This window comes from Pseudarthrobacter sp. SORGH_AS 212, assembly GCF_030818145.1.
In the GTDB taxonomy this organism is placed as follows: domain Bacteria; phylum Actinomycetota; class Actinomycetes; order Actinomycetales; family Micrococcaceae; genus Arthrobacter.
Genome location: NZ_JAUTAA010000001.1, coordinates 4160032 through 4173035 on the forward strand (window position 1 = coordinate 4160032; position 13004 = coordinate 4173035).

Annotated in this window: 12 protein-coding genes; 7 read left to right on the forward strand and 5 right to left on the reverse strand. The window is 66.6% G+C overall.

What is annotated here, in order from left to right; all coding sequences use genetic code 11:
* Positions 1-101: 101 nt before the first annotated feature.
* Complete coding sequence (locus QE394_RS19105) at positions 102-2009, forward strand: ComEC/Rec2 family competence protein (RefSeq protein ID WP_349035274.1); 1908 nt, start codon at positions 102-104, stop codon at positions 2007-2009.
* Positions 1943-2959, forward strand: coding sequence for a DNA polymerase III subunit delta (gene holA, locus QE394_RS19110; RefSeq protein WP_349035275.1), 1017 nt, complete (start codon positions 1943-1945; stop codon positions 2957-2959). The genes QE394_RS19105 and holA overlap by 67 nt, the downstream gene beginning before the upstream one ends.
* Before the next feature lie 169 nt (positions 2960-3128).
* Here holA and rpsT read toward each other — a convergent pair whose 3' ends face one another.
* Positions 3129-3389 carry a 30S ribosomal protein S20 gene (gene rpsT / locus QE394_RS19115; RefSeq protein WP_056079344.1) on the reverse strand — a complete coding sequence of 87 codons (261 nt, stop codon included), beginning with the start codon at positions 3387-3389 and terminating at the stop codon, positions 3129-3131.
* Between the two features lie 169 nt (positions 3390-3558).
* Positions 3559-4107: a type II toxin-antitoxin system PemK/MazF family toxin gene (locus QE394_RS19120; protein WP_349035276.1), complete on the reverse strand. Its 549-nt coding sequence runs from the start codon at positions 4105-4107 to the stop codon at positions 3559-3561.
* Positions 4108-4277: 170 nt separating this feature from the next.
* Between QE394_RS19120 and lepA the strand changes: the two genes are divergently transcribed.
* Together lepA and hemW are read left to right on the forward strand one after the other, a co-directional pair.
* Positions 4278-6134: a translation elongation factor 4 gene (lepA, locus tag QE394_RS19125; protein ID WP_200937764.1), complete on the forward strand. Its 1857-nt coding sequence runs from the start codon at positions 4278-4280 to the stop codon at positions 6132-6134.
* A 25-nt stretch (positions 6135-6159) separates the two neighbouring features.
* Positions 6160-7389: a radical SAM family heme chaperone HemW gene (gene hemW, locus QE394_RS19130; RefSeq protein ID WP_056079332.1), complete on the forward strand. Its 1230-nt coding sequence runs from the start codon at positions 6160-6162 to the stop codon at positions 7387-7389.
* Between the two features lie 75 nt (positions 7390-7464).
* Here hemW and QE394_RS19135 read toward each other — a convergent pair whose 3' ends face one another.
* Together QE394_RS19135 and QE394_RS19140 are read right to left on the reverse strand one after the other, a co-directional pair.
* Positions 7465-7884, reverse strand: coding sequence for a DUF4870 domain-containing protein (locus QE394_RS19135; protein WP_045731418.1), 420 nt, complete (start codon positions 7882-7884; stop codon positions 7465-7467).
* Positions 7885-8003: 119 nt separating this feature from the next.
* Complete coding sequence (locus QE394_RS19140) at positions 8004-8855, reverse strand: DUF3097 domain-containing protein (protein WP_349035277.1); 852 nt, start codon at positions 8853-8855, stop codon at positions 8004-8006.
* A 197-nt stretch (positions 8856-9052) separates the two neighbouring features.
* On the opposite strand from QE394_RS19140, the gene hrcA reads away from it, so the two are divergent.
* The 3 genes from hrcA to QE394_RS19155 all read left to right on the forward strand — a co-directional run bounded on the left by hrcA (position 9053) and on the right by QE394_RS19155 (position 12051).
* Positions 9053-10066: a heat-inducible transcriptional repressor HrcA gene (gene hrcA, locus QE394_RS19145; protein ID WP_056079328.1), complete on the forward strand. Its 1014-nt coding sequence runs from the start codon at positions 9053-9055 to the stop codon at positions 10064-10066.
* A gap of 81 nt (positions 10067-10147) precedes the next feature.
* Entirely contained in the window at positions 10148-11275 is a 1128-nt protein-coding gene (gene dnaJ, locus QE394_RS19150) for a molecular chaperone DnaJ (RefSeq protein WP_056079325.1), read from the forward strand.
* A 2-nt stretch (positions 11276-11277) separates the two neighbouring features.
* On the forward strand, positions 11278-12051 hold the full coding sequence (locus QE394_RS19155) for a 16S rRNA (uracil(1498)-N(3))-methyltransferase (RefSeq protein ID WP_056079323.1): 774 nt from the start codon (positions 11278-11280) through the stop codon (positions 12049-12051).
* Here the strand turns inward: QE394_RS19155 and QE394_RS19160 are convergent.
* Positions 12044-12997: a GerMN domain-containing protein gene (locus QE394_RS19160; protein ID WP_235501490.1), complete on the reverse strand. Its 954-nt coding sequence runs from the start codon at positions 12995-12997 to the stop codon at positions 12044-12046. The genes QE394_RS19155 and QE394_RS19160 overlap by 8 nt on opposite strands.
* Between the last annotated feature and the right edge of the window lie 7 nt (positions 12998-13004).

Sequence of the window (13004 nt, forward strand, 5' to 3'; positions counted from 1 at the left end):
GCCGGACCGCGGTTGCCGGCCAATTCGTTTCCGGTGGCGGGAACAGCCCGGCACCGGCAAGCAGGAAGACTTCCACCCGTGCCGGCAGGAGCAGGGGCGCCTTGCAGGCTGCCCGGGTACGGGCAGTCGGTGATGCCCGGCGCCGACTGGGAATTCAAGACCGGGGCGGTGCTCCAGCGGGGGAGAGCGGGCCATCCGGCGAAGGCACCGGACCCCGGAAGCGCACCGATGTCCGGCTCGCCTTGCCTGCCGTCCTGGTCTGGGGCGCCGCCGTCGCCGGGCTCTGGCTGGCGCCGGCCGTATTGCTGGGACTCTGCATCGCCCTGCTTGTCCTGGCAGCCTCACTCCTGGTGCTTTTACGGGGCACCGTGATGGGCCGGAACAAGCCTGCAGGCGCAGGTTCCTGGACGGGGCGCCCTCCGGAAAGGAGGAGTTTCCTGGCGACTACTGCGGTTGGCCTGCTGCTCGCGGTGGCTGCGGCGGCGCACTCCTCGGTAGCCTCCAGCCAGCGGTTTGAGGGTCCCTTTGCCGAGGCGGTGGCGGCGGGAAAGTCAGTGGTGGCGGTGCTGGAGGTCGCCGGTGCGCCGCGGCCGCTTCCCACGCCTGGCCAGTCCGGGGATTCCGCCAGGTGGTCCGTCGCCGTGTGGACGCGGGAAGTGAGCACCGGCGGCGTGATGCTGCGGACGCGGGCGCAGCTCGTGGTGACCGGCGGCAAGGAGTGGGAACGGTTGGTCCCGGGGCAGACGGTGCGTGCCGCCGGCAAGCTTCGGCCGCCGGATCCGGGCCGGCCGGAGGCGGGTGGAATGTCTGCAGCCACCGCCCCTGACCTGCGGGGCAGCGGACGGGGGTTGGAAGCGGCTGCCAAGGACCTGCGTGCACGCTTTGTGGCTGCTTCCGCATTCTTGCCATCCGATGCTGCAGGGCTGTTGCCAGGCATGGTCACGGGGGACACCAGCGCCCTGGATGAGGGCCTGGCCAATGCCATGAAAACCGTCGGCATGACACACCTGACAGCTGTCAGCGGGGCCAATTGCAGCCTGGTCCTCGGTGCGTTGCTGGCGGGCTGCCGCAGGCTCCGGCTGTCGCGGGTTCCGGCCGCCGGGACCGCGTTGGCCGGACTGGGTCTGTTCGTGGTGCTGGTGGGCCCTGACGCCAGCGTGCTTCGCGCGGCCCTGATGGGGGCTGTCGGAATTGCTGCCCTCGCCGGTGGCCGGACCGGCCGCGGGCTGAGCTTTCTTTGCCTGGCAGTCATTGGCCTGCTGCTCCTGGACCCGGCGCTGGGCGGCAGTTTCGGGTTCCTGCTTTCCGTCCTGGCCACCCTGGGCATTATCCTGCTGGGCCGGCGCATCATGGACTGGACTCCTGCGGCCGTGCCCCGCTGGGCCGCCGCGGCTGTTGCGGTGCCGTTGTCGGCCCAGATGCTGTGCGGCCCCGTCATCGTCCTCCTGCAGCCGCAGTTCTCCACCTACTCACTGCTGGCCAATATAGCTGCAGCACCGCTGGTTGCTCCGGTCACCCTGCTGGGAACCGCCGCCGTTCCGCTGCTGGCGGCTGCCCCGTGGCTGGCCGTGGCGTTGATCGCCGTGGCGGGCACCTTCAGCGCCGGTGTTGCCGCGACGGCCTGGTTCTTTGCCCGGCTTCCGGGTTCCTCGTTGCCATGGCCCGAGGGGGTTCCGGGACTGCTGACGATGGCGGTTCTGTCAGCCCTCACTCTCGCGGCGGCCTGGGCAGCTGCACGGCCCCGCAGCGTCAGAGCCCTCGTTCTCCGGTGCCATGGCCGGGTGGTCAGGCTTCTGTGGTTGGTGGAAAGAAGCCCCGAGGCCGCCAGGCACGCGCATTGCCGGGCTGCTTCCAACAACGGCCCCTTCGCCAACGGCTTTGCTGTTCGGCGCAGACGTGGCAGGCTTGAATTCCCCTCACACCTTTCCGGAAGGAACCCATCATGGCTGCTGCGCAAAAGCGCGGAACCCGCCCGCCGGCGTCGAATCCGGCAGCCTGGCGGGACGTGACTCCCGCGGCCATCGTCCTGGTGAGCGGGCCGGAGGATTACCTGGGCATCAGGGCCATGGACAGCGTCCGCTCCCAGGTCCGCCAGGCAGCACCGGACGTTGAAGTGAGCCGGATCAACGCTGCGGCCTACGAACCAGGCTCGCTCCTGATGCAGGTCAGCCCGTCGCTGTTCGGTGAGAGCAAGCTGATCGAGGTTGAAGCAGTGGAGGCCATGAATGAGGCCTTCCTCACCGACGCCCTGTCCTACCTCGGCCGGCCAGCCGATGATGCCGTCCTCGTCCTCCGCCATGGCGGGGGCGCGCGTGGCAAGAAGCTCCTGGACGCTGTCCGAAAGGGCGGCTGGCCTGTTGTGGACTGCCAGCCGCTGAAGAAGGACGCGGACAAGATGGCGTTCGTGTCCGCCGAATTCAAGGAGGCCGGGCACCGCATCGACCAGGAGGCCGTGCTGGCCCTCGTCAATGCGGTGGGCGCCAACCTCTCCGAGCTGGCGGCAGCGTGCAGCCAGCTCATTGCAGACTCAACAGGGACCGTCACGCCGGATGTCGTGGACCGCTATTACGGCGGACGGGTGGAAGCCACGGCGTTCAAGGTGGCTGACGCCGCAATGGCCGGAAACGGTCCGCTCGCCCTCTCCACCCTGCGCCATGCACTGGCCACCGGGGCAGACCCCGTGCCGCTGGTCGCAGCGCTGGCTGCGAAGCTCAGGACCGTGGCCCGGGTTGCCGGGGCGTCCGGATCCGCGGCCCAGATTGCGGCCGAGCTGGGAATGCAGCCCTGGCTGGTGGAACAGGCCCAGCGGGACGTCCGCCGGTGGACCCCTGACGGACTGGTGCGGTCGATCCAGGCCACGGCTGAAGCCGACGCACAGGTGAAGGGGTTGTCACGCGACCCCGTTTACGCCGTGGAACATGCGGTGACCGTGATTTCCATGTCCGTCCAGGGCAGGTAGCGGCAAGGGCAGGAGCACAGCACCGGACAGGACAGGACAGGCAACAGTGCGCTTCTTCCGGCAGTGCCAGCCCTCCATGGGCGCACCGGATAGGCATCCGGAGGTTAAAGGCGTGTGGCCGGTACCCGAGGGTACCGGCCACATCCATCAGTTCATGGAACTGGAAACCTTACAGTGCGTTGACCTTCTTGGAGATCGCCGACTTGCGGTTCGCTGCGTTGTTCTTGTGCAGAACACCCTTGCTGACAGCCTTGTCCAGCTTGCGGCTGGCAGAAACGAGCGCAGTAGCAGCAGCGTCCTTGTCGGAGGACTCAACGGCCGTGTTGACAGCGCGGATGGCCGTCCTCAGCTCAGACTTGACTGCGTTGTTACGCAGACGGGCCTTTTCGTTGGTCAGGATGCGCTTCTTCTGGGACTTGATATTCGCCACGTGTGAACTCTCTATTGTAATGCGGAAATGGTCTAGAGGGCTTTCAAGCTGGCCTTGACTGAGCGGCGTGGGGATACCTATGGCGGCCAGCCATCAGTGACCGTCGACCTGCACGGACACACAGCTATAAAGAATAGCAGGCCAGCGGCGTGACTGGCCATTTTCCGTCCTACCGCCAGCCGTGTCGCGCGCGCAGTCCGGCGGCGACGGCGTCAAACCGGGGCCGGTCCAGCACGGCGCCCTCCCTGCGGATGCTGTCCGGACGGATTTGCAGCACCCGGTCCAGCTTCGCTTCGCTGGGCCGGCCCTGGCTGTCCCAGCCGCCGGCCCCCACGTCTACATAGTCCCGGGAAGCGGACGCTGCCGGTACCCGGTCCTTGCTTGTGAGCATCAGCCCCAGCAGGTATTTTCCATGGCGGCCCACTATCAGGACGGGCCGGTCCTTGCCCCGGGAATAGTCCTCTTCAAAGGGGACCCACGTCCACACAACCTCGCCCGGATCGGGCTCGCCGTCTGGCTGTGGCGCATAGCGGATTTCAGCCCGGCCGGTGAAATCCCCGGGATAGCCTGCAGCAGCAACGCCGTCCATGGTGCCTTGGGCGTCCTGACGGGCAGGTCGCGGGGCCGGACGCCGATGTGCCGTGGGTTTGTCCGCGTTCCGAAGCAGCCTCAGGCCTGCCCGGACAGCGTTACCCAGCGTGCGGAGGTTGATAGCCATGCCGCCACCCTATAGCCCGGGCCTGCAGGCGGGGTGGGTCCGGTGCAGGTAATGCGGTGCGAGTGGCCAGGACGTGGGAGACTGGTGGCTGAAGAAGTGCGGCTAATCCGCGGGCAGCATGTGGTGTGCCTGCCGGACGGCCGCGGAAAAGCCAACAGTAAGGACCCTGCGTGTCTCCCATGGCCCGCACCGCACCGGTGCCCGCCGCGACAGATCCGGCTATTATTCGGAACTTTTGCATCATCGCGCACATTGACCACGGCAAGTCCACCCTGGCTGACCGGATGCTTCAGTCCACCGGAGTAGTCCAGGCGCGTGACATGAAGGCGCAGTACCTGGACCGGATGGATATTGAGCGCGAACGCGGCATCACCATCAAGTCGCAGGCCGTGCGCATGCCCTGGGAAGTGGAAGGCGTCAGTTATGCGCTGAACATGATCGACACCCCGGGCCACGTGGACTTCACCTATGAGGTGTCACGGTCCCTTGCCGCCTGCGAGGGCGCAATCCTGCTGGTGGACGCGGCCCAGGGTATCGAGGCCCAGACCCTCGCCAACCTGTACCTGGCGATGGAAAACAACCTCGCCATCATCCCGGTGCTGAACAAGATCGATCTTCCGGCAGCGCAGCCGGAAAAGTACGCAGCGGAGCTTGCCAGCCTCATTGGCGGCGATCCCGAGGACGTGCTGCGCGTGTCCGGCAAGACGGGCGTTGGCGTGGAGGCGCTCCTGGACAAGATTGTCCGCGACCTGCCGGCCCCCGAGGGCAACCCCGACGCCCCTGCCCGTGCCATGATCTTCGACTCGGTCTACGACACCTACCGCGGCGTGGTGACGTATGTGCGCGTGGTGGACGGCATGCTCCACCCGCGTGAACGCATCCAGATGATGTCCACCAGGGCCTCCCACGAGCTCCTGGAAATCGGCGTCAGTTCCCCGGAACCCACACCCTCCAAGGGCCTGGGCGTCGGCGAAGTGGGCTACCTGATTACCGGCGTGAAGGACGTCCGCCAGTCCAAGGTGGGCGACACCGTCACCAACCTGGCCAAGCCGGCCGCCCAGTCGCTCCCTGGCTACGCCGATGCGAAGCCCATGGTGTTCTCCGGCCTCTACCCGCTGGACGGTGCCGACTACCCGGTACTGCGCGACGCCCTTGAGAAGCTCATGCTCAATGACGCTGCGCTGGTGTATGAACCCGAAACCTCTGCAGCGCTGGGCTTCGGCTTCCGCGTGGGCTTCCTGGGCCTCCTCCACCTCGAGATCACGCGCGAACGCCTGGAGCGCGAATACAACCTCGACCTCATTTCCACCGCTCCGAACGTGGAGTACGAGGTGACCCTGGAGGACAAGAAGGTGGTCCGCGTGACCAACCCCAGCGAGTATCCCACCGGCAAGATCGCCGAGGTCCGCGAACCCATGGTCTCCGCCACCATCCTGGCCCCCAACGAGTTCGTCGGTGCCATCATGGAACTGTGCCAGTCACGCCGCGGCGTCATGGGCGGCATGGACTACCTTTCCGAGGACCGGGTGGAAATCCGCTACCGCCTTCCGCTGGCGGAAATCGTGTTCGATTTCTTCGACATCCTCAAGTCCAAGACCCGTGGCTACGGCTCACTGGACTGGAAAGCCGACGGCGAGCAGGTGGCCGACCTGGTGAAGGTGGACATCATGCTCCAGGGCGAACAGGTGGATGCCTTCAGTGCCATCACGCACAGGGAGAAGGCGTACGCCTACGGCGTGATGATGACCGGAAAGCTCCGCGAACTGATCCCGCGGCAGCAATTCGAGGTTCCCATCCAGGCGGCCATCGGTTCCAGGATCATCGCGCGCGAAAGCATCCGGGCCATCCGCAAGGACGTCCTGGCGAAGTGCTACGGCGGTGACATCTCGCGTAAGCGCAAGCTGCTGGAGAAGCAAAAAGAAGGCAAGAAGCGCATGAAGATGGTGGGCACCGTGGAGGTGCCGCAGGAAGCGTTCATCGCCGCCCTCACCACCGACGAATCGAAGGACAAGGCCAAAAAGAAGTGACCACCGCGCAGCGGGGTACCCGCTGATGCCCAGCGTACTTCCCCTTGGTGACCCGGCGCCGTCGGACGGCATCCTGCCTCCGCAGGCGGCCGTCGGCGCGGGAGACCGCGCGTTCGGGCTGTATGTCCACATCCCCTTCTGCGCCGTGCGCTGCGGTTACTGCGACTTCAACACCTACACAGCCACCGAACTCGGCGGCGGTGCCTCGCAGGATGCCTATGCCGGTACGGCAGCGTCCGAGGTGGCGTTTGCGGCTACGGTGCTCAAGGCATCCGGTGTACCGGACCGCAAGCTCAGCACCGTCTTTTTCGGCGGCGGCACACCCACGCTGTTGCCCGCCGAAGACCTGGCTTCGATTCTTCGGACGGCTATCGACCAATGGGGGATCGAGGAAGGCGCCGAGGTCACCACTGAGGCGAATCCCGATTCGGTGACCCCGGAGTCCCTGGCTGTGCTCAGGGATGCCGGCTTTACACGGGTCTCGTTCGGGATGCAGTCCGCCGTTCCGCACGTCCTGAAGGTTTTGGACCGCACCCACACACCGAGCAGGGTTCCCCTGGTGGTGCAGTGGGCACGCGACGCCGGCCTGGCAGTGAGCCTCGACCTGATCTATGGGACGCCGGGGGAGTCGTTGGCCGATTGGCAGTTCTCCCTTGAAACTGCGTTGTCCTATCGACCGGATCACATCAGCGCCTATGCGCTGATCGTTGAGGACGGCACCAAGTTGGCGGCGCAGATCCGGCGCGGCGAGGTCCCGGGCATCGACGACGACGATCACGCAGACAAGTACGAGCTCGCTGACCGCCTGATCACCTCTGCAGGCCTGGAGTGGTACGAGGTCAGCAACTGGGCACGCACGCCGGAACAGGCCTGCCGGCACAACCTCGCTTACTGGCGCGGCGACGACTGGTGGGGAATCGGGCCGGGCGCGCACTCGCATGTGGGCGGCGTGCGCTGGTGGAACGTGAAGCATCCTGCCGCGTATGCCGGCCGGCTGGCGCAGGGGAACTCTCCGGCCGCCGGACGCGAAACCCTGGACGCAGAGACCCGGAACGTGGAGCGGGTCATGCTTGAGGCCCGCCTCCAGTCCGGGCTGGAAGTGGCAAGCCTGGATACAGTGGGGCGGCACCAGATCGCCGGGCTCATTGCTGAGGGGCTGGTGGATCCGGGCGCAGCATTCCGGGGGACGCTGGTCCTGACGCTGAAGGGCCGGCTCCTGGCCGACGCGGTGGTACGCCGGATCCTGCCCGACTAGGGCTGGGATGCTGCGGGTGGGCTCAGGGCCGAAGAGGTCCCCGGACCGGCTTGCGGCGGCAGGGAGCCGGCGGGACTACTTGATCCAGCGCAGGTTGAACTGGTACCGGTGCGGTTGGCCGCGGTTGACGTGGATGCCGGCCGCCACCGAAAAGCACGTCAGGGCAATCCAGATCAACGTGGCGATCACGGCAAAGATGTTTCCGACCACGGGAATGAACACCAGGATGTTCGCCACTACCGCTGCGATGGTGGGCGGCAAGCTGAAGTTCAGGGCCTCCTTCGACTCCTGGGCCGTGAAGGGCCCCCGGTCGCGGAAGATGAGGAAGATCAGCAGGGCGGGGACGCAGCCCAGGATCCCGCCGAAGTGTGCCAGGGTGGCCCATTGCCGGTCTTCGCTGGCCGTGAGCGGCAGCGCATTCGCGGGGACGCCGTGGTATTCGGAACGGCCGGTGCTGCTTTGGCCGTCCCTGTGCTCGCGTGCGTTTTCTGCCACAGTCTGTTCCTTCGAAAAGTGCAAATTGATGCTGGGGATGCAGTTGGTGCTTCGGCGCCGCTGCGGATCGCGGGGCACCGCAGTATCAAGAATACTGGTGTTTGCCGGTCCGGCGTCCGTCAGGGTGCTGTAAGGAAGTCGATGACTTCCTCCACCCGGCCCAGCAGTGAGGCCTCCAGGTCTGCGTAGGTATGGACGGCGCCGAGCAGTTTCTGCCATCCCAGCCCGACGTCCTCCTTCGTGGAGTGCGGCCAGCCGAACGCCTTGAGGATCCCGGTTTTCCAGTCCTGGCCCCGCGGTACGGACGGCCACTGCGGAATGCCCAGCACGGAAGGCCGGATGGCCTGCCACACATCCACATAGGGGTGGCCGACAATCAGGACGTTGCCAGCAGCGCCAGGGCCGGCCATGACAGCGTCAGCAATGCGGGACTCCTTGGAGTCCGGGACCAGATGGTCCACCAGCACGCCCAGCCGACGGCCCGGGCCGGGCCTGAATTCCTTTACCGCCCCGGCGAGGTCGTCGATGCCATGCAGGGGTTCGACGACGATGCCCTCCACCCGGAGGTCGTCTCCCCATACCTTCTCGACGAGTTCGGCGTCGTGCTTGCCTTCCACCCAGATGCGGCTCGCCTTGGCCACCTGCGCGCGCTGGCCTGCGACACGTACGGAACCTGAGGCGGTGCGCCCGGCTGCCGGGCTGCCCGCTGCGGGCCGGGGTGCCGGTGGCATCAGCCTGATGGCACGGCCCTCGAGGAGGAACCCAAATCCCAGCCGGAAGGTCCGCGACTTTCCGCGCCGGTCTTCGAGGGCCACCACGTGCATGCCGCCGGACTTTTCCACCCGGGTGACGGCCCCTACCCATCCGGACTGTACGTCTTCGAGCACCATGCCCCGTTCCACAGGCACTTCCGGCAGTTGTGTACGGGCGGGAGCCGACATGTCCCTCGGGCCCCAGTTCTGGTAATCCATGGTCACTCCGCCTCGCCGTAGGTCTTGTCCCGGAATTTCGCCCGGAGCGGTACCAATGCTAACAACGGGCCAAGGCATAATAGACTGTTAGCACTTAGGCATGTCGAGTGCTAACAGTTCGAGTGCATGTTCGAGTGCGTGCAGACTGGCAGGAAGGAACGGGTGGCTGATCCACCCCGACTGGATGGAGGTGGAGTGTGAGTGAGCCGCGCAAGCTTGAAGTACTGCGGGCCATCGTGGAGGACTACGTCCACTCCCGCGAGCCGGTAGGTTCCAAGGCCCTGGTGGAAAGGCATCACCTGGGCGTTTCCAGTGCCACCATCCGGAACGATATGGCGGCGCTTGAGGACGAGGGCCTCATCACGGCGCCGCACACCAGCGCCGGCCGGATTCCCACGGACAAGGGTTACCGATTGTTCGTGGACCAGATTTCGGCCGTGAAGCCGCTCTCGCAAGCCGAACGGCGCGCCATCCAGTCCCTTCTGGAGGGATCCGACGACCTTGACGACGTCCTCGACCGCACCGTGCGGCTGTTGTCCCAGCTGACCAACCAGGTGGCAGTGGTCCAGTACCCCCACCTCAGCCGGGCGCTGATCCGGCACATCGAGTTCGTCCTGCTGGCGCCGCGCAAGGTCCTGGTGGTCCTGATCGCGAACAGCGGCAACGTGGAGCAGCGCGTCATCGACGCCGGGCAGGACCTCGCGGACGAAGCGCTGTCCGCGCTGCGTAGCCGTTTCCTGGGAACCCTGGCCGGAACACCGCTGGCCCGGCTGGCGCAGGCCCTTCCCGCCGTCGTCTCCTCTGTCAGTCCGGGGGAGCGGCAGGCGGCGCAGTCGCTGGCCCACGCCCTGGAAATACTTGCGCACAGCAGCCGCGAGGACCGGATGGTCATGGCCGGCACGGCCAACCTGGCCCGGTCCAATGTCGACTTTCCGCTGAGCATCGGCCCCGTGCTGGAAGCTTTGGAAGAACAGGTGGTGATGCTGCGGCTGCTGAGCGACATGGCGCAGGACCACCGTGGCGTGGCCGTCAGCATCGGCCGCGAAAACCCTTACGACGGCTTGGCCGAAGCGTCGGTCGTGGCCACCGGCTACGGTCCGGACAGCGTGGCCAAGATCGGCATCCTGGGTCCCACCCGGATGGACTATCCCAACACCATGGCGGCCGTCAGGGCAGTTGCCCGTTACCTTTCCCGCATCCTGGGTCCCTGACCGGCCCGGCCCGGCACCACAGCCGCCGGGCCCGCACGGCAGCCCCACCGCAGGCAGTACAACAAGGAAGAGATACGAACTTTGAGCAGCCACTATGACGTCCTTGGAGTTTCACCGGAAGCCACCGGAGAAGAAATCAAGAAGGCCTACCGCAAGCTGGCCCGGACACTCCACCCTGACGTCAACCCGGGCGAAGATGCGGCGGACCGCTTCAAGGCGGTGACGCACGCCTACGAAGTCCTCTCCGATCCGCAGAAACGCCGGGTTTACGACACCACCGGCAACGAGAACGGCACCGACAACGGATTTGGTGGCGGAAGCTACGCCGGCCAGGGCTTTGCCTTCCAGGACATCTTCGACACGTTCTTCGGCGCCGGGGGATCCTCCGGACCCGCCTCACGGGTCCGCCGCGGCCAGGATGCACTCATCAGCGTCCGTATCGAACTGCGGGACGCTGTCTTCGGCGTCAACAAAAAGCTTGAGGTGGACACTGCAGTCACCTGCCCCACCTGTGAGGGGTCATGCTGCCGTCCGGGGACGCACCCCGAACGCTGCGACATCTGCGGGGGCAGTGGCCAGGTCCAGCGCGCTGTCCGTTCGATCCTCGGCCAGGTCATGACCGCTGCACCGTGCGGTACCTGCGAGGGTTTCGGCACGGTTATCAAGGACCCCTGCAATGAATGCAGCGGCCAGGGCCGCATCCGAAGCCGCCGTTCCCTGACCATCAAGGTTCCTGCCGGCGTCGCAACCGGAACACGCATCCAGCTGACCGGACAGGGCGAGGCCGGCCCGGCGGGCGGCCCCTCCGGCGACCTCTACGTAGAGGTCCGCGTCAACAACGACGCCACCTATGTGCGGGACGGCGACGACCTGCACGCAACCCTGAACATTCCCATGACGGCGGCAGCGCTGGGCACCGACGTCAGCCTGGAGACCTTCGACGGAACCCAGGACATCGACGTGAAGCCAGGCACCCAGTCCGGTGAAATCATCACCCTCCGCGGCCTTGGCGTCACCCACCTGCGCGGATACGGCCGCGGCGACCTGAAGGTGCACCTGCAGGTGGAAACGCCGGCTAAGCTCGACGCAGCGCAGGAGGAGCTCCTCCGGCAGCTCGCCAAGCTCCGCGGAGAACAGATCACCGAAGGCAAGCTCGCTGCCAGCGGCGGGATGTTCGCGAAGCTGCGGGACCGGCTGGGTAACCTGTAGCGGTGAGCAACCCCGTCTTTTTTGCCTCCGCCGGATCCCTTGACGGGCTGGAGGAGGGCATGGAGTTTGTCCTGGAGGGCCCGGAGGCGCGCCACGCGGTCGCCGTAAAGCGCCTCGCGGCGGGCGAAGCCGTGGACATCGTCGACGGCGCGGGTACCCGCATGAGCGGGACTGTGGCTGAGGCCGCAGGCACCCGCCTCACGGTGCGGTGCGGTGCCCTGGTGGAGGAGGCCCGCCCCAGTGTCCGACTGGTCCTGGTGCAGGCCCTCGCCAAGGGCGACCGCGATGAGCTCGCCATCGAGACCGCCACTGAACTGGGCATCGACGCCGTCATTCCCTGGCAGTCCGAACGTTCCATCGTCCGGTGGAAAGGTGACCGGGCCGCCAAGGCGCACGCCAAATGGCAGTCCGTGGTGGGCGCTGCCGCCAAGCAGGCACGGCGGGCATGGGTCCCTGAGGTGCGTCCCGCCGTCGACACCGCTGCACTTGCTGCCGCCGTGGAAGCCGCGGACCTTGCAGTCATCCTGCACGAAGACGCAGTGCGGCCCCTCCGTTCTGTCCTGGAAGGCTGGGACGGTGCCAGCGGCACCGGAACCAGTGAAGTGCTCCTCATCGTGGGCCCGGAGGGTGGAATCAGCCCACGGGAGGTGACGCGCCTCTGCGATCGCGGAGCCGTCACGGCCCTTCTGGGCCACCACGTGCTGCGCTCATCCACGGCCGGTCCTGCCGCCGTCGTGCTCTCCAGCGACATCCTGGGGCGCTGGGACGCTACCTGACCTTGAAGGACCGGTTGTCCTCGAACTGGTCCGGCCCGCCGTCGGACCCGGCCTGGGCGACCCTCAGTTCGTAGTCCCCGGCGGGGAGGGTCAGGGCCAGCGTGAACACTCCTGCCTGCCCCTGTTCCGACGACGCCGTGGTTTCGCCGGTGAGGAAGGGCGCCTTGGCGCCGTTGTCCCCGGTCCGCAGGATCTGCCAGCGAAGCTTGCCGCCCGCCGATGTGCTGCGTCCGGTGATTTTGACACTGCCGTCCGCCACTTCGGAGCTTTCCTGGGGATCGATGATCCAGACAGGAGCCACCAAGCCCGCCGTCCTGGTCATCAGGGCGCCCAGCTGAACCTGCCCGAAAGCCATGTAGTCGGTGTGGCCGTCCACAAGGATCCGTACCCGGATCTGCTGGCCGGAGTCGATCAACCCGGAACTGGCTGCGGCAGCAGTGGCCGTGTAGACGAGCTGCTGGACTGCCCGGGCGGCCATGTCCGCATCCAGGTTGCTGTTGAAGGCGTCCTCGGAGACATCGACGGTGATGACGTCCTTGCCGGAAATCGAGGTGGCCAGCTTGCCGGGGTTCTGCCACGGGGTGAAGAAGTCAGGGTCAAGGGGCTTATCGGACATCATGGCGCGCAGTGCGCGCGTCACCGGGTTCTCCTGTTCAGGCACGTCCCGGAACTCCCTGTACAGGAAGACGTTGCTGCTGCTGCGGCCTATCCAGTAAACGGGCGCCTTGTTGGACGACTGCGTGGTTTCCAGCGGGGCGCTGGTGGAAGGCGGCTCCTGGCTTCCCGTGGTCGCAGGCCCGGTCATGAGGGTGCCCGTGGGGGAGGGGCCAGGTTCTGCTACGCAACCGGCAAGGATCGGCACGGCCGTCAGGACACCTGCCAGCACGAACGCGCGGGCGCGGCCCACGTGTCGACCTGCCCGGCGGGGCGCAACGGTATCCGGCACTTGTGCC

Excerpts from the sequence above, each read along its gene's own strand:
- hemW (WP_056079332.1), top strand. The coding sequence starts at position 6,160 with ATGCCCAGCGTACTTCCCCTTGGTGACCCGGCGCCGTCGGACGGCATC.
- holA (WP_349035275.1), top strand. The coding sequence starts at position 1,943 with ATGGCTGCTGCGCAAAAGCGCGGAACCCGCCCGCCGGCGTCGAATCCG.
- QE394_RS19140 (WP_349035277.1), bottom strand. The coding sequence starts at position 8,855 with ATGGATTACCAGAACTGGGGCCCGAGGGACATGTCGGCTCCCGCCCGT.
- QE394_RS19120 (WP_349035276.1), bottom strand. The coding sequence starts at position 4,107 with ATGGCTATCAACCTCCGCACGCTGGGTAACGCTGTCCGGGCAGGCCTG.